Here is a 25,068-nt window from a genome sequence, read left to right as displayed (position 1 = left end):
TTGGAAACGCTGATGCTTGAACGCACGGAACTTGTCATCGACGTCATCTCGGATGTGGTCTGCCCATGGTGCTTCATCGGCATGAAGCGGCTGGAGCACGCCGCCAACCTTGTCGAAGACGTCGAAATCAAGCCGCGCTGGCGGCCCTACCAGCTCGACGGGAACATTCCAAAGGGTGGCCTGCCCCGCAAGAAGTACATGCTCGACAAGTTCGGCAGCGAGGACCGCATCAACCAGATGCACGAGCGGATTTCGCAGCTTGGCGAAGTCGAGGGCATCCGCTTCAACTTCGACGCCATCCAGGTGTCGCCGAACACGCTCGATGCCCACCGCCTGATCCGCTGGGCGGGCTCGCCCAAGGCGCCTGCGGGTGCGCAGCGGCTGATGGTCAAGCGCCTGTTCGAGCTTTATTTCGAGGAAGGCCGCGACATCGGCGACCACAACGTGCTCATAGAGGCTGCCGACGAATGCGGCCTGGACGCCGCCCTCGTTACAGCTCTTCTTCCCTCGCCGGCTGACGAAGAATCGCTTCGCGCGGAAATCGCCTCGGCGGGTGCAATGGGAATTACCGGTGTTCCAAGCTTCGTCTTCGAGAGCAAATATGTCGTCGTGGGGGCGCAGGAGTCGGAAATGCTTGCGGATGCGATCCGCCAGATCGGCGCCGCCAAGGCGCGCGGCGAACTCGCCAAGGACTTCTGAAGACAGCTTGTTTTAATGAAAGAACGCCCCGGCCGTTACCGGGGCGTTTTCGTTTCAGGCCGCCTTGTCGACCAGCTTTGCTAGCTGGGTCATTATGACCGCGGACCCGGCAAGCCGCTTCTTCGGCGTCGGCCAGTCGCGCATCAGTACGATGCTCTGGTCGGGCCGGATCTTTGCCAGCGAGCCCTGCTCCGCGATGTAGCGCACCAGTCCTGCCGGTTCCGGGAACGTCTTGTTGCGGAACTGTATGACGACGCCCTTGGGTCCGGCATCGAGCTTTTCGACGTTCGCCTTGCGGCACAGCGCCTTGATGTAGACGATCTTAAGCAGGTGCTCGACTTCCTCCGGCATCGGCCCGAAGCGGTCGATCAGTTCGGCGCCAAAGCCGTCGATCTCTGCCGGCGTCTCGAGGTCGGCGAGGCGACGGTAGAGAGCAAGCCGCAGCTGCAGGTCCGGAACGTAGCTTTCCGGGATCATGACTGCCGTGCCGACGGTGATCTGCGGCGACCAGCTTTCATCAAATGTCTCGCCGGTGCCGCGCAGCTCTGCCACGGCCTCTTCCAGCATCTGCTGGTAAAGCTCGAAGCCGACTTCCTTGATGTGGCCGCTCTGCTGGTCGCCCAGGAGGTTGCCGGCGCCGCGAATGTCGAGGTCGTGGCTGGCAAGCTGGAAGCCAGCGCCGAGCGTATCGAGCGACTGCAGCACCTTGAGACGTCGTTCGGCCAGCGGGGTCAGAGACTTGCGTGCGGGCAGCGTGAACAGCGCGTAGGCACGCAGCTTCGAACGGCCGACGCGGCCGCGCAGCTGATAAAGCTGGCCGAGACCGAACATATCGGCGCGGTGGACGATCATCGTGTTGGCCGTCGGAATGTCGAGGCCGGATTCGACGATGGTCGTCGACAGCAGCACGTCATACTGGCCGTCGTAGAAGGCGTTCATGATGTCGTCGAGCTCGCCGGCAGCCATCTGTCCGTGCGCTGTCGCAACCTTCAGTTCGGGCACGTGCTCTGATAGGAAGGTCCTGATCTCGTCGAGGTCGGCGATGCGCGGGACGACATAAAAGCTCTGGCCGCCGCGATAGCGCTCGCGCAGCAGAGTTTCCCGGATCACCAGCGGATCAAACGGCGAGATGAAGGTGCGCACCGCCATGCGGTCGACTGGCGGCGTCGTTATCAGCGACAGCTCGCGAACGCCGGTGAGCGCCAGCTGGAGCGTGCGCGGGATCGGCGTCGCTGAGAGTGTAAGCACGTGGACGTCCGTCTTCAGTTCCTTCAGACGTTCCTTGTGCTTGACGCCGAAGTGCTGCTCCTCGTCGATGATGAGAAGGCCGAGGTTCTTGAAGGTGACGCCCGAGCCAAGCAGCGCATGCGTGCCGACGACGATGTCGACGGTGCCCTCCTCAAGCCCCTTCTTGGTTTCGGAGAGTTCCTTGGAAGTAACGAGGCGGGAGGCTTGCCGGACGTTGACCGGGAGACCGGCAAAACGCTGGCTGAAGGTGCGGAAGTGCTGGCGCGCAAGCAGCGTCGTCGGCACCACGACAGCAACCTGAAAGCCTTCCATCGCCGCAAGGAACGCCGCGCGCAGGGCAACTTCCGTCTTGCCGAAACCGACGTCGCCGCAGATCAGGCGGTCCATCGGCCTGCCAGCGGCAAGATCCTCCATGACGGCGTCGATTGCCGTCTGCTGGTCGTCAGTTTCCTCGTAGGGGAAGCGCGCCGCGAACTCCGCATAAACGCCTTCCGGCGGCATCATCACCGGCGCCGGGCGCAGCTGGCGCTCGGCGGCGATCTTGATGAGCTGGCCCGCCATTTCCAGCAGGCGCCGCTTGAGCTTTGCCTTGCGCGATTGCCAGGCAACGCCGCCGAGCTTGTCGAGCACCGTCTCCGACGACTCGGAGCCATAGCGCGACAGAAGCTCGATGTTCTCAACCGGGAGGAACAGGCGATCATCGCCGGCATAGTGGATTTCAAGGCAGTCGTGCGGCGCACCTGCCGCCTCAATCGTCTTGAGGCCGACAAAGCGGCCAATGCCGTGGTCCGCGTGGACGACGATGTCGCCTTCGGAGAGTGCAGCTACCTCGGCGATAAAGTCAGACGCCTTCTTGCGCTTCTTGGCGCGGCGGATCAGGCGGTCGCCGAGGATGTCCTGCTCGGCGAGAACGGCGAGGCTGTCCGTCTCAAAACCGGCCTCGAGCGGCAGGACGACAAGCCCGGCCTGCCCCTTCGCCAGCTTCTCAACCTCGTCAATGCTGCCGATCTTCTGCAGGTTTTCGAGCCCATGCTCGGTGAGAACCTGCGTCAGCCGATCAAGCGAGCCTTCGCTGTAGCCCGCGATCAACACGCGCTTCTTGCCGGCGCGGCTGTCTGCAATGTGCTTTACGGCATGGTCGAAGACGTTGACGTTCGGGTCAGCGCGCTCTTCCGCAAAGTTGCGGCCCTGGCGGGCCCCAGCGTGGCGCAGCGCGCGGCCGAGCGTCGGCGGCGTATCGAACGGCGTGAAGTCGACCGATTGCCGCTCCTCTGCCCTCGCCTTCACCTCTTCCGGCGTCAGGTACAGGAGCGGCGGGCGCACCGGCTTGTAGGGAACAGCGTCGACAAGGCCTTCGCTCTGCTTCGACCGCGCCTCGTAGTGATCAACGATCAGCGCATAGCGCTCGGCAATCGCCTCATGCGCGAGATGATCAAAGATCACCGGTGCGTCGGGCAGGTAGTCGAAGACCGTCTCCATCTCCTCGTAAAAGAGCGGCAGCCAATGTTCCATGCCGGCGAAGCGGCGTCCTTCGCTCACCGCCGCATAGAGGGCGTCGTCTCGAGAAGGCGCGCCGAACGCCTCGATATAGGCGCGGCGGAAGCGGCTGATCGTATCGGGCGTTAGCGACACCTCGCTCATCGGCTTGAGCGAGAACGACTGCTTCTGGCCGGTCGTGCGTTGGGTGGCGGGGTCAAACGCGCGGATCGACTCCAGCGTATCGCCAAAGAAGTCGAGGCGTACCGGCTCACCCCCGGGCGCATAAAGATCGAGAATGCCGCCGCGCACCGCATATTCGCCGACATCGCGCACGGTGGGCACGCGCTCGAAGCCGCTGGTCTCCAGATGCGCCAGCAGCTGCTTCATGTCGACCTGGTTGCCGGGTCGTGCTGCGAAAGACTGGGCCGCAATCGCCGCGGCCGCAGGCATCCGTTGCAGGAGCGCGTTGGCGCTGACGAGGATGATGGCGCGGTGCGGCTTTTCCCGCAGCGCGGCCATTGCCGTCATGGCGTCGAGGCGCCGCGCGGCTGCGTCCGCACCGGGCGAGACGCGGTCATAGGGAAGGCAGTCCCACGCCGGGAGTTCGAGGAGGGGAATGCCGGGCGCCGCGAATGCAAGCACTTCGGCAAGCGCCGGAATGCGCTGGCCGTCGCGCGCGACGAAGATGAGCGGCTTCTCCCCCAACTGGCCGGCGATCGAGGCGAGTGCAAACGCCTCGTAGCCGTCAGCAATGCCGTCGACGATGGTTGCCCCGCGCTCGGGCAGGTGGATAGCGGGAAGAATGCTCATCGGCAAATACTAGACCAGAGCGGAGTCGCGATAGCTGAGGATCTTGGCGAAGACGGGCGTGTCGTGCTCCGCCGGCACGGGCTTTTCGCCGAGCACCCACTTCAGGATGTCTCCGTCGTCCTCGGACATGAGACGTTCGTAGATATTCAGCTCCTCCTCCGTCAGCTTGTCGATCTCGCCATCGGCGAAGGAGCCCAGGATGAGGTCGACCTCGCGCATTCCGCGATGCCATGAGCGATACAGGATCCTGCGGCGGCGTGTATCAAGGTCGGCGCTTGTGCGCGTTGTTCCGGTCATGTCGGACGAAATTCCTCTGGGCTGTGGAAAGCCATGGATGATGGGCGGATATAGCGTCTGAAATTGCCAATGTCAGCCTTTGCGGTCACACATGACCGTCATAAGGTTCGCGCATGCGACCTACCCTGCTTGATCCGATCTTTGCGCCGGCCACTACCCTCGATGGAATTGGGCCTAGGCTTGCGGGCCTGCTCGCGAATGTCGTGCCGCACGACACGAGTGGCCGCGAGGTCCGCGTCGGTGATCTACTCTTCGTGCTGCCGTACTCGATCATCGACAGGCGCAAGACGTTTCGGATCAGCGAGGCGCCGGAAGGCGTGGTGGTCACGATCAGGATCACCATCGATCATCACCAGCCGCCGCCATCCGGAAAGGGCAAGTTGCCGTACCGCGTCTTCGGCCACGACTCATCCGACGACATCGCGCTGACTTTCTTCCATGCCAAGGGCGAGTGGCTGCTCAAGGCTTTGCCGGAAGGCATGGATGTAATTGTCTCCGGCAAAATCGAGCGCTTCAACGGCCGCGCGGCAATGGTGCATCCCGACCACATGGTGCCGGTTTCGCGGGCAGAAGAGCTGCCCCTGCTCGAAAACGTCTATCCGCTGACCGCCGGACTTTCGGGAAAGGTGCTGCGCCGCGCAATCCTCGCTAGCCTCGACCGGCTCCCGGACCTGCCGGAATGGCTGGATCCGGAACTGGCAAAGCGCCAGAGCTTCCCGAGCCTCCGCATGGCATTGCACCGGCTGCACCAGCCGTCCGACCCCCTCGATGTAAATCCCGACAGCCCGCCCTGGCGCCGGCTCGCCTATGACGAGTTCCTGGCTGGCCAGCTTGCGCTGGCTTTGGTGCGCAAGCGCCTGCGCAAAGCGAGCGGACGGCCGCTCATCGGCGACGGTTCTATCGAGCAGAAGATCAGGGCGGCACTGCCCTACTCGCTCACTGGCGCGCAGGAAAAGGCCATCGAGGACATTCATGCCGACCTTTCCTCATCTGAGCGGATGCTGCGCCTTCTGCAGGGCGACGTCGGCTCGGGCAAGACGGTTGTGGCGCTGATGTCTATGGCACGCGCGGCGGAAGCCGGCGGCCAGTCTGCGCTGATGGCACCGACCGAAATCCTCGCGCGGCAGCACTTTACCACCATCAGCAATCTTGCCGCCAAGGCTGGACTGCGGACAGCAATTCTGACCGGCCGCGAAAAGGGACGGGAACGCACCGAGACGCTGAAGGCGATCGCTTCCGGCGAGGTAGAAATCGTCATCGGCACCCATGCCATCTTCCAGGATACGGTGGAGTTCAAGAACCTCGTGCTCGCCGTCATCGACGAGCAGCACCGCTTCGGCGTCCACCAGCGCCTCGCGATCTCTGCCAAGGGCCAGGCCGTCGACATGCTGGTGATGACGGCAACCCCGATTCCGCGCACGCTGGTGCTCACCGCCTTCGGCGACATGGATGTCTCGCGCCTGACCGAAAAGCCGGCGGGTCGCAAACCGATCCAGACCGTCACCCTGCCGCTCGAACGCCTGCCTGATCTCATCCGCCGCATGCAGTCGGCGATTGCCGAGGGCCAGAAGGTCTACTGGATTTGCCCGCTGGTCGAGGAGTCGGAGGAAATCAAGCTGATGTCGGCCGAGGACCGCTTCGCGGCTCTCAAGCCCGTCTTCGGCAACCAGACAGGCCTGATCCACGGCCGCATGAGCGGTGCGGAGAAGGATGCCGCAATGCTCGCCTTCAAGAACGGCGAGACGCGCATTCTGGTCGGCACCACAGTCATCGAAGTCGGCGTCGACGTGCCCGACGCGACCATCATCGTCATTGAACATGCCGAGCGCTTCGGCCTGGCCCAGCTGCACCAGTTGCGCGGCCGCGTTGGGCGCGGGGACCGCCCGTCGAGTTGCGTGCTGCTTTACAAAGAACCGCTGGGGCTGATCGCCAAGCAGCGCCTGTCGGTCATGCGGGAGACGGAAGACGGCTTCCGCATTTCCGAGGAGGACCTCAAGCTGCGCGGCGAAGGCGAATTGCTGGGCACCAAGCAATCAGGCACCCCGGGTTTCCGCGTTGCGCGGATCGAGCGCCACTCGGACCTGCTTGAAATCGCCCGCAACGACGCACGCCTCATCCTGGAGCGAGACCCGGAACTGGTCTCGCCCCGGGGTGAAGCGCTGAAAGTGCTTCTCTACCTCTACGGCCGCGACGATGCGGTGCGGCTGCTACGGGCGGGGTAAGCCGCCCTACTCCACCGTCACGGACTTGGCGAGGTTGCGCGGCTGGTCGACATCCGTGCCAATGAACACCGCCGTGTAGTAAGCCAGCAGCTGGATCGGCAGCGCGTAGACGATCGGCGAGATGATCTCGGGAACATCCGGCACCACGATGGTCGACAGCGTCTCGACGGTCGCCTCGGCAGCGCCCTTTGCGTCGGTGATCAGGATGATCTTGCCGCCGCGTGCCGCCACTTCTTGCATGTTCGAGACGGTTTTCTCGAAGATGCGGTCATGCGGCGCGATGACGATGACCGGCATCTTCTCGTCGATCAGCGCGATCGGCCCGTGCTTCAGCTCGCCAGCGGCATAGCCTTCAGCGTGGATGTACGAAATTTCCTTGAGCTTCAGCGCGCCTTCCATCGCCAGCGGGAAATTGGTGTCGCGGCCGAGATAGAGGACGTGCTTGTAGTGCGAGAGATCGCGCGACAGCCGCTCGATCTGGCTCGCCAGCTTCAGCACCTGATGCGCCATGCCCGGCGCTTCCGAAAGCTGTCTCACCAGCTGGGCTTCCTGCGTGGCGTCGATGGTGCCGCGCGCCACCGCCGCCCGCAAGGCGAGCGATGCAAGGACGGAAAGCTGGCATGTAAACGCCTTCGTCGACGCGACGCCGACCTCGGGGCCTGCCAGGGTCGGGAAGACGATGTCGGATTCTCGGGCGATCGTCGACTCGCGCACGTTGACGATCGCGCCGATCGGCAAGCCTTCACTGCGGCAGTAGCGCAGTGATGCGAGCGTATCGGCCGTCTCGCCCGACTGCGAGATAAACAGCGCGGCGCTGTTCTTCGTAATCGGCAGTTCGCGGTAGCGGAACTCGGACGCGATATCGATGTCGACCGGCAGGCGCGCGTAGCGCTCGATCCAGTATTTGCCGATCAGGCCGGCCAGATACGCCGTGCCGCAGGCTGAGATGTAAAGCCGGTCGAGTTTTGCGAAGTCGAAGGGCAGCTGGAAATCCTTGACCTTTCCGTTTGCGAAGTCGAGGTAGTTCGCGAACGTGTGCGAGACGACTTCTGGCTGTTCATAGATCTCCTTCTCCATGAAGTGCCGGTAGTTGCCCTTGTCCACCATGTAGGCAGAGCCAAGCGACTGCTGCTTGCGGCGCGTGACCGGCGCGCCATCAATGTCGAATACCTGAACACCGCTGCGGCGAATGACCGCCCAGTCCCCATCCTCAAGGTAGGTCACCGAATTGGTGAAGGGCGCGAGCGCGATCGCGTCGGACCCGAGATACATCTCGCCATCGCCATGGCCGACCGCAAGCGGCGGGCCGTTGCGCGCACCAACGATGAGGTTTTCGTCGCCGCGGAACATGATCGCGAGCGCGAAGGCGCCGCGCAGCTGCTTCAGTGCAGCGTGGGCGGCGGCGACCGGTTCCTTCCCGGATTTTAGTTCACGAGTGACCAGGTGCGCGACCACCTCTGTGTCCGTCTGCGAGACGAAGTTGTAGCCGTCGGCCATCAGCGAGGAACGCAGCTCAGCAAAATTCTCGATAATTCCGTTGTGTACGACCGCCACATCACCCGAAAAATGAGGGTGCGCGTTGGTCTCGTTCGGCACGCCGTGGGTTGCCCAGCGGGTATGGCCAATGCCGATTGTGCCGGCGAGCGGCTCTTCCTTCAGGCGGCGCTCGAGATTTACGAGTTTGCCCTCGGCGCGGCGACGGCCGAGCTGGCCGTTCGAAATGGTGGCAACGCCGGCGGAGTCATAGCCGCGATATTCGAGCCGCTTCAATGCATCGACGATGAGGGGAGCCACGTCCGTGCGCCCCAAAATCCCCACGATACCGCACATGCCGAAGACCCTTTCCTGCCCGCGTTGCAACCGTCATAGGAGGCCAACTGCTACGGGAAAAATCACAATAGTTTTCAGAAAGTATTGCAACCGAAGGCAGGCCGCCTCCGGAAATTCCCGTCTATTTTCCGGCTTTTGCCTTGAGTCTTTCACGCAACTGCCGGCCAAGGTCGGGCTTGTTTTCCTGCCGAGCCCGGCCGAACGCCAGCGCGTCCGTGGGAACGTCCTGGGTAATCACGCTGCCCGAAGCGACATAGCCGCCTTCGCCGACGCGTACCGGGGCGACGAGCGACGAATTCGAGCCAATGAAAGCCCCCGCGCCGATCTCTGTCCGGTGCTTTCCGAAACCATCATAATTGCAGGTGATCGTTCCCGCGCCAATGTTGGCCTTTGCCCCGACATGGGCGTCGCCAATGTAGGTCAGGTGGTTGACCTTCGCGCCCTGGTCGAGAACGGCGTTCTTGACCTCACAGAAATTGCCGACCTTGGCGGTCGGGGAAACGCGCGTGCCGGGACGCAGGCGCGCGAATGGGCCAATCTCGGCATTGGCCTCCACAATGGCACCCTCAAGGTGGGAGAAGGCACGGATGCGCGCACCGGCAGCGACTTTGACGCCCGGACCGAAGAACACGTTCGGCTCCAGCATCACATCGGCTTCGAGTTCGGTGTCATGCGACAGCCGCACCGTTTCCGGCGCCAGCATCGTCACGCCTGCGAGCATGAAATTCCGGCGGCGGCGCTGCTGCCAGACGGCTTCCGCCTCTGCGAGTTCGGCACGCGTATTGATGCCCAGAACGTTCTCGTATGCCGCTTCGGTGGCCACGACCTTGAGGCCACGCGAGGTCGCAATCTCGACGATATCGGTGAGGTAATACTCGCCCTTGGCATTCTCGTTGCGGACGGCATCGAGCAGGCTAAGTGCGTGCTCGCCCGCAATTGCCATCAGGCCACCGTTGCAGAAGGTGATGAGGCGCTCCTCATCGTTGGCGTCGCGTTCCTCGCGGATGGCAACCAGCGCGCTGTCCTTTTCGATCAGCCGGCCATATCCATCCGGATTGGGGGTCCGGAACCCCATGACGACCACAGCAGCGCCCTTCGCAAGTTCCGCACGGAGCGCTGACAAGGCTTCAGCCTCGACGAGCGGTGTGTCACCGAACAGGACCAAGATATCATCATAGCCGCGGCCGATCTTTTCGCGGGCCGCAAGAACCGCATGCGCTGTGCCCAGCCGCTCGCTCTGCAGAAAAACCTGTGCCTCCGGTGCAAACGGGGCAACTGCCTGGCGCACCCGTTCGGCTTCCCGCCCGACAACGACGGCGATGTCGGTTCCGCGCGCCGCGTTTACCACATGCGCCACCATCGGCAGGTCCGCCACCGGATGCAGCACCTTGGGCAGCGCACTCTTCATGCGCGTACCCTCGCCTGCAGCGAGAATGATCGAAAGGCAGCTTCTCTGGCTCATGCGGGAATCCAATGATGTCTGGCTCGCGGCTTGTGTAGCATCGGGATCGGATTGCTCCAACCCCTGCAAAACGTCATGCCAGTACGGCGTCCTCTATCCGAAATTGGACGGAACGCTGACCATTCCACCAATTGGATGAGATTGTCCCCGCCACGTGGACTGCACGCCCCCGGTTTGTGAGCAGGAAATTGCCAAGATCGGTCCCGATCGTGCGGAACGCCATGGCCTGCAGCCGCGCGCCGGTTTGGGAGCGCAGATCGACGCGCAGATGATTCTCGCCAACGACACGTGCATCCGCGATAGTGTGCCGCGGCATGGCCAGCACCGGCTGCGGATGGCCCGGCCCGTAGGGACCAGCGCTTTCCAAACGGTCGAGCAGGTCGAAATTCGCACCGTCAGCCGACAGCGCCGCGTCGATCTCCAGCACTGCCGCATCGCGCAGCCGCATCACGTCATCGGCCGCCCATTCCTCGAAGAAGGCCCGCAGCGCGCCGAGTTTTTCGCGCTCGACAGTAATGCCGGCTGCCATCGCATGTCCGCCGCCCTTGACGAGCAGGCCGCGCTCGACTGCCTCGCGAACCATGCGGCCGAGGTCGAAGCCGGGAATCGAGCGGCCAGACCCGGTACCGATGCCGTTCGGGTTGAAATTGATCGCGAACGCTGGGCGCTTGGCGTGTTCCTTCAAGCGCGCGGCGATGAGGCCAACGATACCGGCATGCCAGCGATCGCTCGCGGTCACCAAGACAGCGGGGCCGTTACCGGCTGCCAGCTCGGCATCTGCCTCGTTCTTTGCCTCGGCGAGCATGACCTGCTCCATGGCCTGCCGCTCGCTGTTGAGGCGGTCGAGCGTCTCGGAAATGGTGCGGGCATCAGTCGGATCATCGGTGGCGAGCAAGCGGCTGCCGAGCGCTGCATCGCCGATGCGCCCGCCTGCATTGATGCGCGGACCAAGCAGGAAGCCGAGATGGAAGGTGTTGAGCGGTTCGCCGATGCGCGAGACACGCGCAAGCGCCGTCAGCCCGGCATTGCCCAGCCGACGCATCGCGATTAGCCCCTTCACCACGAAAGCACGGTTGACGCCGATGAGCGGAACGACGTCGCAGACGGTTGCCAATGCGACGAGGTCAAGGAAAGAGAGAAGATCCGGCGGCGAGGTGCGGCTGCCCCGCTCGCGCAACATCGCCACCGTACGCACCAGCGTGACAAACACGACGCCCGCAGCGCAGAGATGTCCCAGCCCCGAAATGTCGTCCTCGCGGTTCGGATTGACGACCGCGATGGCATTTGGCAGCGGACCACCGACCTGATGGTGGTCGAGCACGACCACCTGCGCACCAGCTTCGTTGGCCGCATCGATCGCAAGGGCGCTGTTGGTACCGCAGTCGACGGTGATGATCAGCCTCGCGCCGCGTGCCACCAGTTCGCGCATCGCATCCGGATTGGGGCCATACCCTTCAAAAATCCGGTCAGGAATGTAAATCTCGGCGTCGATGCCGTAGTGAGCGAGAAAGCGCTTCAGCAGCGCGGAGGAAGCCGCGCCGTCGACATCATAGTCGCCGAAGATCGCCACCTTCTCCTGTCGCGCGATCGCATCGGCAATGCGCCCGGCGGCAGCATCCATGTCGGTGAATGAGCGAGGATTGGGCAGGAGATCCCGAACCGTCGGATCGAGAAAGCGCAGCGCGTCCTCCTGCGACACGCCGCGGCCCGCTAGGACCCTGGCCACGATGTCCGGCACGCCATGCGCCTGTGCCATGGCAAGTGCCGTGTTTTCCTCGCGAAGACCCAGCCGGTGAACCCACGCAAGGCCGTTCACCGACTTATGTACATCAAGAAAGTAGCGCCGATCCGCCATATCCGACCCCAATCAGGCCGCGAACATAGAGGCTCGGCGCTGTTTTGCCAAAGCTCAGCCGAACTTTTCCATATCCTGATGGTGCGCCTTGATCTCGCGAACGGTGCGCGAGGACGAGCGCATGACGATGGTGTGCGTCTGGATCGAGTCGCGGCCGAACTTGACACCGGACAGAAGGTTGCCGTCGGTCACGCCGGTTGCAGCAAAGAGCACGTCGCCGCGAGCCATCTCTTCCATCGAGTACACTTTGTTGGGATCGGAGATACCCATCTTTGCGGCGCGCTCGATCTTCTCCTCGGTGTTGAGCTGCAGGCGACCCTGCATTTGGCCACCGATGCAGCGAAGTGCTGCGGCAGCCAGAACGCCCTCGGGAGCGCCGCCGGTGCCCATGTAGATGTCGATGCCAGTCTCGTCCGGGTTGGTGGTGTGAATCACGCCAGCGACGTCGCCGTCGCCGATCAGGCGGATTGCGGCGCCCGTCGCACGGACAGCCTCGATCAGCCGGGCATGGCGAGGACGGTCGAGAATGCAGGCCGTGATCTCCTGAACCGGAACGCCCTTCGCCTTGGCGAGGTTTTCAATGTTCTCCTGCGGCGAGGCGTCAAGATTGACGATACCGGCCGGGTAGCCCGGACCGACCGCGATCTTGTCCATGTAGACGTCCGGCGCGTAGAGCAGGCTGCCCTTCTCGGCAATCGCGATAACCGCGAGCGAGTTCGGCAGGTTCTTGGCGCAGATCGTGGTGCCTTCCAGCGGATCGAGGGCGATGTCGACGCCCGGGCCATCACCCGTGCCGACTTCCTCGCCGATGTAGAGCATCGGAGCCTCGTCGCGCTCGCCTTCGCCGATGACGACGGTGCCCTTGATGGGCAGGCGGTTCAGTTCGGCGCGCATGGCGTCGACAGCCACTTGGTCGGCGGCCTTCTCGTCGCCCCTGCCGCGAAGACGTGCGGCGGCAACCGCTGCGCGCTCCGTGACACGAACCAGTTCAAGGGTGAGAATGCGGTCGAGACCGGATGTGGCAGGCTTGGCCATCATGACGAACCTTCTGTGAGATCAGGCATTTGCCGGATAGGGTTGGCCTCTTTTGTCAAAGAGACCCACCCCTAGCAAGAGCGATTCACGGTCCGTCCCGACATCAATCGATTGAATTGATCCGGCTTTTTCAGGCCGGACGTTCAATCCGGATGACCTGCGGCTTGTCGACCAGATGACCATCCTTGGTGATGGCCTCGACGGCCTTGCGGATGGACGCCTCGCTGGTCGAATGGGTGACGAGAATGACGGTCTTGTGGTCGCCGATCTGCGGGTCGGCGGCGCGCTGGACGATCGACTCCAGCGAGATATCGTTTTCGGCCATGCGCTTTGCAATCGCTGCAAACACTCCCGTCCGGTCATGGACGGTCAGGCGGATGAAATAGCCGCCCTCGTGCTTGCGCATCGCTGCCTTCTTGTAGGGCGCGAGCTCCTTCGCCGGACGGCCGAAGACCGGGCCGTGCTGGAAGCCGGGACGGCTCTTGGCAATGTCGGCGATGTCGCCGATGACGGCCGAAGCGGTCGCGTTGCCGCCGGCGCCCGGACCGGACAGCAGCAACTCACCTAGAATGTCCGTTTCGATGGCAACTGCGTTGGTGACGCCGTGGACCTGCGCAATAACCGACGACGTGGGCACCATCGTCGGGTGGACGCGCTGTTCGATGCCGCTTTCACTGCGCTGGGCAACGCCCAGGAGCTTGATGCGGTAGCCGAGCTCAGCCGCGGCCTTGATGTCGGCCTGGGTGATGTTGGAGATGCCTTCGAGGTAGATGTCGTCCGGCGAGATCTTCGTGCCGAAGGCAAGGCTCGTCAGGATCGACAGCTTGTGCGCGGTATCGTTGCCCTCGATGTCGAAGGTCGGATCGGCCTCGGCGTAGCCGAGACGCTGCGCGTCAGCGAGGCACTCTTCGAACGAGATACCTTCCGCTTCCATCCGGGTCAGGATGTAGTTGCAGGTGCCGTTGAGGATGCCGAACACGCGCGAAACCGAGTTGCCGGCGAGCGACTCGCGCATGGTCTTGATGACCGGAATGCCGCCGGCGACTGCCGCTTCGTAGTTGAGCAGCACGCCGTTCTTTTCCGCGATCGCTGCGAGTGAGACGCCAGAGCGCGACAGCAGGGCCTTGTTCGCGGTGACGACATGCTTGCCGCGCTCGAGGGCTGCTTGGACACTCGCCTTTGCCGGACCGTCCTCGCCACCCATCAGCTCGACGAAGACGTCGATGTCGGTCTCACGTGCAAGCGCGACGGGATCATCGAACCATTGGACGCCGGAAAGGTCGACGCCGCGGTCACGAGTGCGGTCGCGTGCGGAGACCGCGGTGACGGTGATCGCCCGGCCGCACTGGCGGGTTAGTTCATCCGCCTTCTCAGCCAGAACGCGCGCCACCGAGGCACCAACGGTGCCCAGACCGGCAATTCCAACACGCAATGCTTCGCTCATGCCGCGGGCATCCTTTTCTGTCAGTCTTTGATTGAGGAACTATCTGCGGGCGTTCAGCGCAACGACATTGTCCGGAGTCGAGCCCACCGAGCTCAGGAAGCGCTTGATGTTGCGCGCTGCCTGCCGGATGCGGTGCTCATTCTCGACCAGAGCGAGACGGACATAGTCGTCACCGTGTTCGCCGAAGCCGACACCCGGCGCCACCGCAACATCGGCCTTCTCGACGAGGAGCTTCGAGAACTCCAGCGAGCCGAGGTGGCGGAACTGTTCGGGGATGGGCGCCCACGCGAACATGGTCGCTGCGGGAGCGGGAATCTCCCAGCCAGCGCGCGAGAAGGAGTCGACCATTACCTCGCGACGGCGGTGGTAAACTTCGCGCACTTCGGCAATTTCGGAGCCGTCACCGTTCAGCGCAGCCGTCGCCGCAACCTGGATCGGCGTGAACGCGCCGTAGTCGAGGTAGGACTTCACGCGGGTCAGCGCGGCGATCAGACGCTCGTTGCCAACCGCAAAGCCCATGCGCCAGCCCGGCATCGAAAACGTCTTCGACATCGAGGTGAACTCGACCGTGCAGTCGATCGCGCCCGGCACCTGCAGCACCGACGGAGGCGGATTGCCATCGAAGTAGATCTCGGCGTAGGCGAGGTCGGACAGGATGATCAGCTCGTTCTTTTTCGCGAACGCCACGACGTCCCGGTAGAAATCGAGCGTGGCGACCAGCGCCGTCGGATTCGACGGGTAGTTGAGGATCAGCGCCAGCGGCTTCGGCGTCGAGTGGCGGATCGCGCGCTCAAGCGCCGGGATGAACTTGTCATCAGGCTCGGCCTGCATCGAGCGGATCACCCCGCCGGCCATCAGGAAGCCGAAGGCATGGATCGGATAGGTCGGATTGGGGCACAGGATCACGTCGCCCGGCGCGGTGATCGCCTGCGCCATGTTGGCGAAGCCTTCCTTCGAACCCAGAGTCGCGACGATCTGGGTATCGGGATTAAGCTTCACGCCGAACCGGCGGGCATAGTAGTTCGCCTGCGCTTTACGCAGACCCGGGATGCCCTTCGACGACGAATAGCGGTGGGTGCGCGGGTCGCGGACGACCTCGACCAGCTTGTCGACAATGTTCTGCGGAGTCGGCAGGTCGGGGTTGCCCATGCCGAGGTCAATGATGTCTGCACCACCCGCTCGCGCCGCTGCCTTCAGCTTGTTAACTTGCTCGAAAACGTATGGCGGAAGCCGGCGGACCTTGTGAAACTCTTCCATTGGAGAATCCGATCGCGAGGAGGTTGGGGCAGTTGACGCGCGCTATACACCTAAACCTTCTGGTGGTCGATAGTTCAGCGGCCTTCTATTGCCTTCAAAGCCTCGTCTGCATGGCTGTTTCCAAGCCGGCGCAAGGTTGCCGTTTCATCGGCGACACCTCCCCCTCCGGCAGACAGAGTATCGCGCCTCTGGCGCAATTCTTCGGACTTCGCGGCCACTTCCTCCGGCGTCAGGTGCTCGGCGGCGGGAGTGGGAATGACATTTAGATTCGGATATGCGCCAGGGGTGGCAAACGCAGCCGACGAGGGCTGCGGCTGCGCAGACGTCTGCGCTGCGCCGGACGGCACGGCGTCTTCGATTGTCGCGGTCCCGCACCCCTGGAGTGCCGGAAACAGAATTGCCATCAGGAGGGCGATGCGCCGCATTGTCATTGTTTCACCGCCTATCACAAATAGATGATCGCTGTTGGACCGGACTTCACGTCACATGGTAATATGCCAACACAGGCTTTCTGAAAAGGAAGCAACGGAGGACGCGATTTAGCATGACCATACGCGAGGATCGCGGTGCCCATCCCCTGCCCCCCAATGTGGAACAATATCTGGTCAAGGATCCGGAGCGCTTTGCGCTGAACATTGCTCGCGCGATCGAGCAGGCCGGCAAGGCGGCGGCGGCGTGGGCGGCTGCGCGCGAAACCGGTGAAATACGTGACGCGGCTGCCGAACCCGTCACCGACATGGTCAAGACGTTCTCCCGGCTCACAGAATACTGGCTGAAGGACCCTTCCCGCGCGCTCGAGGCGCAGACGCGCCTCTTCGCATCCTATCTCGACGTGTGGTCGAACTCCGTCCAGCGCATGTCTCATCCCGAACTGCACGCGATCGCCGAACCGGAGAAGGGAGACAAGCGCTTCCAGGACCCTGAATGGGCGGAGAACGCGTTCTTCGACTTCCTGAAGCAGGTCTATCTCGTTACCACGCGCTGGGCGACCGAACTGGTCGAACACGCGGAGGATCTCGATGAGCGCACGCGCCACAAGGCGCAGTTCTACGTCAACCAGATCAGCCATGCGATCTCGCCGTCGAATTTCCTGCTCACCAATCCCGAGCTGTTCCGCGAAACGATGGCGACGAATGGCGAGAACCTCGCCCGCGGCATGGAGATGCTGGCCCAGGATATCAACGCCGGGCACGGCGAGCTCAAGCTGCGGCAGGCGGAACCGGACCACTTTCAGATCGGCAAGCACCTTGCATTGACGCCCGGAAAGGTGGTGGCGCGCAGCGAACTCGCGGAGATCATCCAGTACGAACCGACAACCGACACCGTGCTGAAGCGGCCGCTGCTCATTTGCCCGCCCTGGATCAACAAGTTCTACATTCTCGATCTCAACCCGCAGAAATCCTTCATCCGCTGGGCGGTCGGGCAGGGTCATTCGGTGTTCGTCATCTCCTGGGTGAACCCGGACGAGCGACATGGCAACAAGGACTGGGAAGCCTATATCCGCGAGGGTCTGCAGTTCGCACTCGACACGATCGAGCAAGAGACCGGCGAGCGAGAAGTCAACGCAATCGGCTATTGCGTTGGCGGAACGCTGCTTGCCGCAGCACTCGCCCTCTTCGCACAGGAAGGCGAAGACCGCATCAAGTCGGCCACGTTCTTCACGACGCAGGTCGACTTCACCCATGCGGGCGACCTGAAGGTATTCGTCGACGAGGACCAGGTGGCGGCCCTCGAGCGCGCCATGTCCGGCAAGGGCTATCTTGAGGGCACACGCATGGCGATGGCCTTCAACATGCTGCGGGCCGGCGACCTCATCTGGCCCTACGTCGTCAACAACTACATGCGCGGCAAGGCGCCGGTTCCGTTCGACCTGCTCTACTGGAACTCGGATTCGACCCGCATGAGCGCGGCCAACCACTCCTACTACCTGCGCAACTGCTATCTAGACAACAACCTGTCGCAGGGCCGGATGGTGCTGGCCAACCGCACCATCTCGCTCAAGGACGTCACCGTCCCGGTCTACAACCTCGCCACGCGCGAGGACCACATCGCCCCTGCCCGCTCGGTGTTCCTTGGCTGCAGTTTCTTCGGCAGCGACGTTACCTATGTCCTGGCTGGCTCCGGCCACATCGCCGGCGTGGTCAACCCGCCATCTTCAGGCAAATACCAGTACTGGACCGACGGCGGCGCACTTGATGATTTCGACACCTGGGTCGCAAAGGCTAAGGAAACGCCGGGCTCGTGGTGGCCACACTGGCACACGTGGATCGAGCAGCAGGACAGCGAACGTGTTCCCGCGCGCGCGCCGCTTGCGAGCGGCCGGCCTTCGTTTGGCGATGCCCCCGGAGAATATGTGCGGGTGCGCGTCTAGGCTCTAGCCCAGCGTTCCAAGAACCGGGAAAGTCTCGAGCAGCCAGAACGACGCCGTCTGGATGCCGCCGGTGAGGAACAGCACGCCGGCGACTACCAGCAGCCCGCCCATCACCTTTTCGACCCGGCCGAGATGCACACGGAACCGGCCAAGGAATCGCATGAACGCGCCGGAGAACAGCGCCGCGACAAGGAACGGAATTCCGAGCCCCAACGAATAGGCGAAGAGCAGCAAGGCACCTTCGCTGACGGTGTCGCGACCGCCCGCAAGCGTCAGGATCGGCCCAAGGACCGGGCCGATGCAGGGCGTCCAGCCAAATGCGAAGGCAAGGCCCATCACATAGGCGCCGAGGGCGCTCGCCGGCTTGCCCCCACCCTGGAAGCGGATTTCCCGCGATAGCAGCGGAATGCGGATGATACCGAGGAAATTGAGACCCATCACGATGATGAGTAGGCCCGCCGTAATCGCCAGCTCCTGCTGCCAGGCGCGCAGGAAGCTGCCGATCGAGGAAGCGCCCGCGCCGAGCGCGACAAAGACGGTCGAGAAGCCAAGGACGAAGGCGACGGATGCGCCTACGAGTGCCCGGCGGGCAGGCGTCGTCGCGGTGGCCTTCCCGTCACCCGCGCGAAAATCGTCGATGGAAACACCCGCCATGTAGCAGAGGTAGGGCGGAACCAGCGGCAGGACGCAGGGAGAGAGGAAAGAGAGAGCCCCTGCCCCGACTGCGCTCACATATCCGACATCAATGGCCATATCCAAGCTCACCCGTCTGATCGGGCCACCGATATAGCCGTTCGGTCGCGTGCGCACCAATCACCAAGACGTGGCAAAGGGTCGCTAAACTAAAAAACTCCCGCCGGTGTCCCGGCGGGAGATGGGGCAAAATGACGAAAAATCAGTTTGCGAAGTAGTTCTGAGTGCCGTGCGCCTCGATCGCCTCGGCGATCCGGGAAAGCGCGTGAACGTAAGCCGCGGTGCGGACGGTGATCCGCTTCTCGCGCGACAGGTTCCAGATCGCCCGTCCCTCGCGCTCCATAATGGTGCGCAGGCGGTCGTGGATCTCTTCCACGGTCCAGTAGTAGCCCTGCTTGTTCTGCACCCACTCGAAGTAGGACACGGTGACACCGCCGGCATTGGCGAGGATGTCAGGAAGGACGACGACGCCCTTCTTCTCGAGGATCTCGTCGGCGTCGGTGGTGACCGGGCCGTTGGCGAGCTCAAGGATCACCTTCGCCTTGACCGACTCGGCGTTGTCCTTGTGGATCATGTTTTCCAGAGCCGACGGGACGAGGATATCGCAGTCCGCGCCGACCAGCTCTTCCGCGCTCATCAGCTCGTGACCGTGCTGGCCAACGGTCGAGACGACCGAACCGCCATTGTCCTTCGCGGCGAGCAATGCGTCGATGTTCAGGCCGCCCTCGCACTTGACCGCGCCTTGGGAGTCCGAAACAGCGACGATCTTGTGGCCGTCAGCTGCGAACAGGCGGGCGATGTGCTGGCCAGCATTGCCGAAGCCCTGCACCGCGATACGCAGCTGCTGCAGGCCGAGGTCGCCAGCAAGGTGACGGACGAGGTAATAGCCCCCGCGTGCGGTCGCGTCGCCACGGCCGAGCGAACCACCGAGGGCGATTGGCTTGCCGGTGATGACCGCCGGCTCGGAACGGCCAACGATCTGCGCATACTCGTCTGCCATCCAGCCCATCACCATAGAGTTGGTGTAGACGTCCGGAGCCGGAATATCGCGATCCGGACCGATGGTGCGGGCGAAGGCCTGGATATACGCGCGTGACAGGCGCTCGAGCTCAGCCTTCGACAGCTTGCGCGGATCAACCTGCACCGCCCCCTTGCCGCCACCATACGGCAGGTTCATCACGGCGCACTTGAAGGTCATCCAGAAGGCGAGCGTCTGGACTTCGTCGGCGTTGGAATCCGGGTGGTAGCGGATGCCGCCTTTGGTCGGGCCGCGGGTGTCATCATAGCGGCAGCGCCATGCGAGGAACGACTTGCGCGAGCCATCATCCATGCGGATCATCAGGCGAACCTGGGTGGTTTCGCGAGCATATTTCAGCTTCTCGATGACATCCGGATCCAAGGTCAGGTGGGCCGCCGCTGCGTCGAGACGAACGAGGGCGTGATCGAGAAGGCTTTCTTCCGACATCATTCTTCCTATGGGCCAGTGCACAAAAATTGGTAGCTGCTGCTTACGCGATGGGCATGTCGCACGCAAGCTCTGTCAGCGATGCTGACCTAATTTTTGTAATTTTTGCTCATTTTTTATTCGCGCCGCGCAATTATGACGCACGCGCCTTCCGATGCGGGAAATTCTTGCGAAGACCGCGCCTGCAGCCTCATCACGATGATTATTTTGAAGGCAGGAACGTTCTTGGCGCCGGGGGAACGCTTTTGACGCCGCCCTACGGGGTCGACTGCCGTATGAAAAAGCGCAAGGAGATCGCGGAAGAACGCCTGAAAGGCGCAGCCCCGCGACTCAGCAGTTGGCTACCGTGTAGCTAAGAACCGCAGCTATCCTGTCGCGCGCAAAGGAAGCGGGCCGCATCCCTGTGCAGCCCTCGACGAAAAGAAAATCGGCACGCAAAAGCCGGCTCATCCCGTCCGCGCCCACATGAGCCGGACCCTTGCGTGCCGCTGTTCGCCTTGCGGTGTTAGTTGCACTTGAAGGTTGCAGGTGTTTCGCGACCATGCATGGCGAACGTTCCCTGAAAACTCTTTGGCTTGGGGTTCTTCACCCGCAAGGCCCCGGCGGTGCCAATCTTGTAGGCCGAGGCACTGATCGACCGTACGGGATATGGCGTGCCCTGATAGCTGTAGGCGACGATCTTGCCACCCTTCACCGTGACCTGCATCCCCGCCCCGGCGCAGACGGCGTCCGGCAACGTCACAGCGGAAGCAGAGCCCGACGCCGCGGCCAGTAAGAACCCCGCAGTTGCGGCGACAAAAATCTGTTTCATCAGGACAATCCTCCGCCAGGTTACGCAGCAAACTCTTCCCGATACTGACTGAATTCTGTGTGCATACATCCCCCGATTTGGGGAGAAATCTGGCCGACTCTTGAGTAGCTGTGCCATCCTGACGCTGGGGAAGTATCAGGTGGGGGAAACATGGCCGACACGATCAAGGTCCTGGACCTGATCTATGAGGCGGCGTTCGTGCCGGAACGCTGGCTTGAAGTTCTGGATGTGATGGCGCGGGGCGCGGATGCGCACGGTACCGCGCTGTTCAACGCAACCGCGACCGCGACGCGAGCACTTGCATCCACTTCGCTGGAGGATCTTGCGCAAAAGATGATCGGCGAGGGCTGGATTGCCCGCAACACCCGCGCCGCGCGCCTGATGACGATTGAACATGACGGCTTCATCGACGAGTCGGAATATTTTTCGGAAGAAGACTATGAGACGATGCCGATCTTCACCGAGGTAATGAAGCCGCTGGGCTACGGCTTTGGCACTTCGACCCGCATCTGCACGCCAAGCGAAGACCAGATCATCTTTGCTGTCGAGAAGAAGAAGGCGAGAGGACCCGTAACGCCGGACGCGATTTCCTATCTCAACCAGCTGAGGCCACATCTCGCCCGGGCGGCAATGATGTCGAGCCGGCTCGCCTTCGAACGGGTCAACGCGGCGATCGAGGCGCTGCAGATCAGCGGCCTGCCCTCGGCGGTCCTGCGCAGCGACGGGCGGGTGCTTGCCGTCAACCCGCTGCTCGAGCGCATGGCGCCGCAAGTGACGACCGCCGCGCAGGGGCGCATCCGCTTCCAGCATGCAAAGGCGAACACGCTTCTTGCCGAGACGCTCGAGCAGCTTCGCGTGCTCGGCAGCCAGGCGAGCAAGTCGTTCCCGCTGCCGATGTATGAAGATAACCCGGCCGCGATCGTCCACTTCGTGCCGATCGAGGGCATGGCGCGCGACATATTCAGCAACGTCGCTGCGTTCCTGATTGTCACGCCAATCGACCGTCAGCGCATGCCGGCGACCGAGACGATCCAAGGCCTGTTTGACCTGACGCCGGGCGAGGCGAAAGTCGCCCGGCGGCTTGTTACCGGCAGCACGATCGACGCGGTGGCGGCGCAACTGACGATCAGTCGCGAGACTGTGCGTTCACACGTCAAGGCAATCCTCGCCAAGTCCGGCATGAGCCGGCAGGCCGATTTTGTCGCCGCAATTGCCAGCATCCGCACGATCGAGCGCTAGACGTTCTGGTCAGCCGCAGAACCACGCAATGAAGGCCGAGGAAGGAATGATGGACACGTTGTTACAGACGCAGTCATCGCTTCTTAGCTCGCTGAGCGGCATAGAACTTCGCGGCACGGACCTCGCCCCTGCCCTGCAGTCACATGAACTCCGCGTTGACCCACAAGTGGGTCAGGATGCTCGCCGCATAGCCGAGGGCAATCGCCCAGGCCCAGCGTAGATGGTTCATGAAGGTGAGTGGTTTGCGCACCAAGCCCATAAGACACGCGGGGCAGCGGCCGACCGGAGCTTGCAAGCCCAGGGCGTACAAGTTGCTATCGTGCAACCTATCTGCAGCAGGCAGAACGGTGCTCCCTGAGAGGGGGAGGATCGTGGGCCCGCAACCGGATGTCACGGGACCAATTGAGTAGTACCGACCCCTCTCGGGAGAAATACCGGCAGAGGCGCAGCGCATATTCGGCGACACCAACTCCTACTTGACCACGAAAGTCGCGGCCTGGCCTTCGCCGCTCGAGCCTGGAATGCGTACTGTGAAGGTTCCCGGCCGGATGGTGACGAAGGTGATTTCTGCTTCGCCGGCTGCGTCAAATTCCAGTGAGTCGAGGCCTAGGGGGCGCACTTCGATGTCGTTGATGACGACCTCGTTGATCCAAACATTGCGGAAGAATTCGGCGCCGGAGATCGCAAGTTCCGCCGTTCCGTCCGCCTCGATCGTCAGGCGGTAGTGCTTGCCCGATTCCAGTTCATACGGCTTCTCCGCAAGAGGAGCGCTCGCCGAAAGTTTGAGGGAAGGCTCAAGTCTCTCGGCTCGCGTCAGTAGTCCCTGCTGCGCGAACGCCTGCAGGGGTACTGCAATGGACGCTGCCAGCGTAGCTGCGGCGATGATCGCACGAACTTTAATCATAGGGGTCCTCCTTCTTTCGACTTCTTCCAGATGACTTTGATCTGTCGCTCGAAATTGCGGGGCGATTGCGGAACAGGTCCGCAAGACCACCCATGGTAGCAGAAAGTTCCCTCCTGTCTGCCCCAGGGGCATTACCACCATCAGGTGAGGTGGCGCAGGACCGCGGGAGGGCACACGCTTCCGAACTGCTTGGCACGGCCATCACCTACGCTTAGGCGCAGGTGACGGGATAAGCGAATCGCGGAAATCTTGGAGCACTCGGAGAATGAGTGCGAGGCCACAACCAAAAAGTCCTAACTTGCCGGTGCAGGTGTCATTGAAGCCATCCGCGCAGGAACGAAAGCGCGGTAAAAATGTAAAGTGCTGGCGGGTCGTAAAATGGCCGTTTTGCTGACGGGCGCTAAGTCATTGATTTTGGTGATCGCGCTGGGGCTCGAACCCAGGACCTACTGATTAAAAGTCAGTTGCTCTACCGGCTGAGCTACGCGATCAACAGCGTCGAAACGGCGCCCGGAAGTGGGCCGGAACATAGGTAGCAGAAGCACACTGGTCAACACCAATCTCGTTGGTGCATCCTCTTTTGGGGAACGTTTCAACAGACGAGCCGTTTTGCCATCAAGGGACGCGAACGTTCCCGCCCCGAAACGCTAGCGAGGAAATGGCATGTTGAAGATAGTGTCTACCCTGTGTGCGGCCGCGATGGCAGTATCCGTGCCTATGGCGGCCCCGGCCGTGGCGATGCCACTTGGCTCGCCTGTTGTCGATCAGACATCGAATGTAACGCAAATTCAGTACCGTGACCACCGGCATAACGACCGGTTCGAGCGTCGCGGCCGTGACGTCTATTGGCGCGGTCATCGCGGGTCCCGCGAGTACCGCCCCGGCTACCGCCGCCACGGCGACTTCTGGTTCCCGGCAGCAGCTTTCATCGCAGGCGCAATTGTCAGCGGCGCAATCGCCAACCAGCAGCCGCGCTATGTCGCTCCGCCGACCCGCGTCTATCGCGGCAACAATGCGCATGTCGAATGGTGCCTGAACCGCTACCGGTCCTACCGCCCGTCCGACAACACCTTCCAGCCGTACAACGGCCCGCGCCGTCAGTGCACGTCGCCCTATGGCTGATCGGAAAAATCAAGGTGAGCGAAGGGAGGAAGCATCCGCTTCCTCCCTTTTCTTTGCCTGAAGTCACGCGTTGAAGGGAAAATCCGGCAGCTGGTTGAAAGCTGCGCGCAGGGCCTCTGACCAGCCTTCCGACACCTCGCGGTAATACGGATCGTCCTGCTCGAGCCGCGTTTTGTAGGTGACCATGAGCGAATCGCGCTCATAGAACAGCAGGTCGAGCGGCATGCCGACCGAAAGATTCGCGCGGATGGTCGAATCGAACGAGATCGCCAGCAGCTTTGCTGCCTGAGAAAAGTTCATGTCAGCATCGTACGCACGGATCAGGATCGGCTTGCCGTACTTGGTCTCTCCAATCTGGAAGAACGGAGTGTCGTCGCCGCTCTCGATGAAATTGCCCTCGGGATAGATCAGGAACAGGCGCGGCTCGCCGCCCTTGATCTGGCCGCCGAAAATGAAGGAGGCACTGAAGGCGTCGGCGTTTTGGCCGCCCGAAGCGGAGGTGGCGATCACCTCTTTCACTGTATCGCCGATCATGCGGGCGGCCTGGAACATTGATGGCGTCTTCAGGAGCGATGGAGAACGCTCCGCCACAGCCTTTGACCGCTCGTCCAGCAGGCTCACAACCGACTGCGTGGTTGCCAGATTGCCGGCCGACAGCAGCACGAAGATGCGCTCCCCGGGCACTTCCCACGTGTACATCTTGCGGAAGACCGAGATCGAATCCACGCCGGCATTGGTGCGCGTGTCCGACATGAAGGCGATGCCGCGATTGAACTTCAAGCCGACGCAGTAGGTCATCTCAGTGCTGCCCTGGTACCGATCACG

General features: G+C 62.6%; 19 protein-coding genes and 1 tRNA gene. 5 read left to right on the top strand and 15 right to left on the bottom strand.

Annotation, left to right across the window (positions count from 1 at the left end; genetic code table 11):
- Positions 1-12: 12 nt before the first annotated feature.
- Complete coding sequence (locus L610_RS10505; protein WP_144704864.1) at positions 13-699, top strand: DsbA family oxidoreductase; 687 nt, start codon at positions 13-15, stop codon at positions 697-699.
- Between the two features lie 54 nt (positions 700-753).
- On the opposite strand, the gene mfd is transcribed toward L610_RS10505, so the two are convergent.
- Positions 754-4,236 carry a transcription-repair coupling factor gene (gene mfd / locus L610_RS10500; protein ID WP_144704861.1) on the bottom strand — a complete coding sequence of 1,161 codons (3,483 nt, stop codon included), beginning with the start codon at positions 4,234-4,236 and terminating at the stop codon, positions 754-756.
- 9 nt (positions 4,237-4,245) lie between these two features.
- The gene (locus tag L610_RS10495) at positions 4,246-4,533 is read right to left on the bottom strand and encodes a succinate dehydrogenase assembly factor 2 (RefSeq protein WP_024846893.1); all 288 of its coding nucleotides are present in this window, start codon (positions 4,531-4,533) and stop codon (positions 4,246-4,248) included.
- A gap of 113 nt (positions 4,534-4,646) precedes the next feature.
- Here L610_RS10495 and recG point away from each other — a divergent pair, with 113 nt between their 5' ends.
- Positions 4,647-6,755, top strand: coding sequence for an ATP-dependent DNA helicase RecG (recG, locus tag L610_RS10490; protein ID WP_144704857.1), 2,109 nt, complete (start codon positions 4,647-4,649; stop codon positions 6,753-6,755).
- A gap of 6 nt (positions 6,756-6,761) precedes the next feature.
- Here the strand turns inward: recG and glmS are convergent, their stop codons facing one another.
- The 7 genes from glmS to L610_RS10455 all read right to left on the bottom strand — a co-directional run bounded on the left by glmS (position 6,762) and on the right by L610_RS10455 (position 16,063).
- A complete protein-coding gene (glmS, locus tag L610_RS10485) occupies positions 6,762-8,585 on the bottom strand; it encodes a glutamine--fructose-6-phosphate transaminase (isomerizing) (RefSeq protein ID WP_144704854.1) in 1,824 nt (607 codons plus the stop codon).
- Positions 8,586-8,706: 121 nt separating this feature from the next.
- Positions 8,707-10,047 carry a bifunctional UDP-N-acetylglucosamine diphosphorylase/glucosamine-1-phosphate N-acetyltransferase GlmU gene (glmU, locus tag L610_RS10480; RefSeq protein ID WP_144704851.1) on the bottom strand — a complete coding sequence of 447 codons (1,341 nt, stop codon included), beginning with the start codon at positions 10,045-10,047 and terminating at the stop codon, positions 8,707-8,709.
- A 73-nt stretch (positions 10,048-10,120) separates the two neighbouring features.
- Complete coding sequence (recJ, locus tag L610_RS10475) at positions 10,121-11,902, bottom strand: single-stranded-DNA-specific exonuclease RecJ (RefSeq protein WP_144704847.1); 1,782 nt, start codon at positions 11,900-11,902, stop codon at positions 10,121-10,123.
- A gap of 54 nt (positions 11,903-11,956) precedes the next feature.
- Positions 11,957-12,937, bottom strand: coding sequence for a class II fructose-bisphosphatase (gene glpX, locus L610_RS10470; protein ID WP_144705102.1), 981 nt, complete (start codon positions 12,935-12,937; stop codon positions 11,957-11,959).
- 130 nt (positions 12,938-13,067) lie between these two features.
- Complete coding sequence (locus L610_RS10465) at positions 13,068-14,381, bottom strand: homoserine dehydrogenase (protein WP_144704844.1); 1,314 nt, start codon at positions 14,379-14,381, stop codon at positions 13,068-13,070.
- 39 nt (positions 14,382-14,420) lie between these two features.
- On the bottom strand, positions 14,421-15,638 hold the full coding sequence (locus tag L610_RS10460) for an LL-diaminopimelate aminotransferase (RefSeq protein WP_144704840.1): 1,218 nt from the start codon (positions 15,636-15,638) through the stop codon (positions 14,421-14,423).
- A 74-nt stretch (positions 15,639-15,712) separates the two neighbouring features.
- On the bottom strand, positions 15,713-16,063 hold the full coding sequence (locus L610_RS10455; RefSeq protein ID WP_144704836.1) for a hypothetical protein: 351 nt from the start codon (positions 16,061-16,063) through the stop codon (positions 15,713-15,715).
- A gap of 119 nt (positions 16,064-16,182) precedes the next feature.
- On the opposite strand from L610_RS10455, the gene L610_RS10450 reads away from it, so the two are divergent.
- Positions 16,183-18,009 carry an alpha/beta hydrolase gene (locus L610_RS10450; protein ID WP_144704833.1) on the top strand — a complete coding sequence of 609 codons (1,827 nt, stop codon included), beginning with the start codon at positions 16,183-16,185 and terminating at the stop codon, positions 18,007-18,009.
- A 3-nt stretch (positions 18,010-18,012) separates the two neighbouring features.
- On the opposite strand, the gene L610_RS10445 is transcribed toward L610_RS10450, so the two are convergent.
- The 3 genes from L610_RS10445 to L610_RS10435 form a co-directional block, all read right to left on the bottom strand.
- Entirely contained in the window at positions 18,013-18,762 is a 750-nt protein-coding gene (locus L610_RS10445; RefSeq protein WP_144704830.1) for a cytochrome c biogenesis CcdA family protein, read from the bottom strand.
- A 142-nt stretch (positions 18,763-18,904) separates the two neighbouring features.
- Positions 18,905-20,167: a Glu/Leu/Phe/Val dehydrogenase gene (locus L610_RS10440; protein WP_144704827.1), complete on the bottom strand. Its 1,263-nt coding sequence runs from the start codon at positions 20,165-20,167 to the stop codon at positions 18,905-18,907.
- A gap of 505 nt (positions 20,168-20,672) precedes the next feature.
- The gene (locus L610_RS10435) at positions 20,673-20,978 is read right to left on the bottom strand and encodes a hypothetical protein (RefSeq protein ID WP_144704824.1); all 306 of its coding nucleotides are present in this window, start codon (positions 20,976-20,978) and stop codon (positions 20,673-20,675) included.
- 150 nt (positions 20,979-21,128) lie between these two features.
- Between L610_RS10435 and L610_RS10430 the strand changes: the two genes are divergently transcribed.
- Positions 21,129-22,217, top strand: a complete 1,089-nt coding sequence (locus tag L610_RS10430; RefSeq protein ID WP_144704821.1) for a helix-turn-helix transcriptional regulator — start codon at positions 21,129-21,131, stop codon at positions 22,215-22,217.
- A gap of 472 nt (positions 22,218-22,689) precedes the next feature.
- Here the strand turns inward: L610_RS10430 and L610_RS10425 are convergent, their stop codons facing one another.
- Entirely contained in the window at positions 22,690-23,121 is a 432-nt protein-coding gene (locus L610_RS10425) for a hypothetical protein (protein ID WP_024846907.1), read from the bottom strand.
- Between the two features lie 415 nt (positions 23,122-23,536).
- Positions 23,537-23,612, bottom strand: a tRNA-Lys gene (locus L610_RS10420).
- Between the two features lie 172 nt (positions 23,613-23,784).
- Between L610_RS10420 and L610_RS10415 the strand changes: the two genes are divergently transcribed.
- Positions 23,785-24,243: a BA14K family protein gene (locus L610_RS10415; RefSeq protein WP_144704818.1), complete on the top strand. Its 459-nt coding sequence runs from the start codon at positions 23,785-23,787 to the stop codon at positions 24,241-24,243.
- A 63-nt stretch (positions 24,244-24,306) separates the two neighbouring features.
- Here the strand turns inward: L610_RS10415 and L610_RS10410 are convergent, their stop codons facing one another.
- Complete coding sequence (locus L610_RS10410) at positions 24,307-25,041, bottom strand: proteasome-type protease (protein ID WP_144704815.1); 735 nt, start codon at positions 25,039-25,041, stop codon at positions 24,307-24,309.
- Positions 25,042-25,068 lie beyond the last annotated feature (27 nt).

The organism is Aminobacter sp. J44 (assembly GCF_007829415.1).
GTDB lineage: Bacteria > Pseudomonadota > Alphaproteobacteria > Rhizobiales > Rhizobiaceae > Aerobium.
The sequence above is the reverse complement of the archived record's forward strand: the minus strand, read 5'-3'. Positions and strand labels throughout refer to the sequence as shown.

Coding starts and splice junctions, on each gene's coding strand:
- L610_RS10505 (WP_144704864.1), top strand. CDS start 13: ATGCTTGAACGCACGGAACTTGTCATCGACGTCATCTCGGATGTGGTC.
- mfd (WP_144704861.1), bottom strand. CDS start 4,236: ATGAGCATTCTTCCCGCTATCCACCTGCCCGAGCGCGGGGCAACCATC.
- L610_RS10495 (WP_024846893.1), bottom strand. CDS start 4,533: ATGACCGGAACAACGCGCACAAGCGCCGACCTTGATACACGCCGCCGC.
- recG (WP_144704857.1), top strand. CDS start 4,647: ATGCGACCTACCCTGCTTGATCCGATCTTTGCGCCGGCCACTACCCTC.
- glmS (WP_144704854.1), bottom strand. CDS start 8,585: ATGTGCGGTATCGTGGGGATTTTGGGGCGCACGGACGTGGCTCCCCTC.
- glmU (WP_144704851.1), bottom strand. CDS start 10,047: ATGAGCCAGAGAAGCTGCCTTTCGATCATTCTCGCTGCAGGCGAGGGT.
- recJ (WP_144704847.1), bottom strand. CDS start 11,902: ATGGCGGATCGGCGCTACTTTCTTGATGTACATAAGTCGGTGAACGGC.
- glpX (WP_144705102.1), bottom strand. CDS start 12,937: ATGGCCAAGCCTGCCACATCCGGTCTCGACCGCATTCTCACCCTTGAA.
- L610_RS10465 (WP_144704844.1), bottom strand. CDS start 14,381: ATGAGCGAAGCATTGCGTGTTGGAATTGCCGGTCTGGGCACCGTTGGT.
- L610_RS10460 (WP_144704840.1), bottom strand. CDS start 15,638: ATGGAAGAGTTTCACAAGGTCCGCCGGCTTCCGCCATACGTTTTCGAG.
- L610_RS10455 (WP_144704836.1), bottom strand. CDS start 16,063: ATGCGGCGCATCGCCCTCCTGATGGCAATTCTGTTTCCGGCACTCCAG.
- L610_RS10450 (WP_144704833.1), top strand. CDS start 16,183: ATGACCATACGCGAGGATCGCGGTGCCCATCCCCTGCCCCCCAATGTG.
- L610_RS10445 (WP_144704830.1), bottom strand. CDS start 18,762: ATGGCCATTGATGTCGGATATGTGAGCGCAGTCGGGGCAGGGGCTCTC.
- L610_RS10440 (WP_144704827.1), bottom strand. CDS start 20,167: ATGTCGGAAGAAAGCCTTCTCGATCACGCCCTCGTTCGTCTCGACGCA.
- L610_RS10435 (WP_144704824.1), bottom strand. CDS start 20,978: ATGAAACAGATTTTTGTCGCCGCAACTGCGGGGTTCTTACTGGCCGCG.
- L610_RS10430 (WP_144704821.1), top strand. CDS start 21,129: ATGGCCGACACGATCAAGGTCCTGGACCTGATCTATGAGGCGGCGTTC.
- L610_RS10425 (WP_024846907.1), bottom strand. CDS start 23,121: ATGATTAAAGTTCGTGCGATCATCGCCGCAGCTACGCTGGCAGCGTCC.
- L610_RS10415 (WP_144704818.1), top strand. CDS start 23,785: ATGTTGAAGATAGTGTCTACCCTGTGTGCGGCCGCGATGGCAGTATCC.
- L610_RS10410 (WP_144704815.1), bottom strand. CDS start 25,041: ATGACCTACTGCGTCGGCTTGAAGTTCAATCGCGGCATCGCCTTCATG.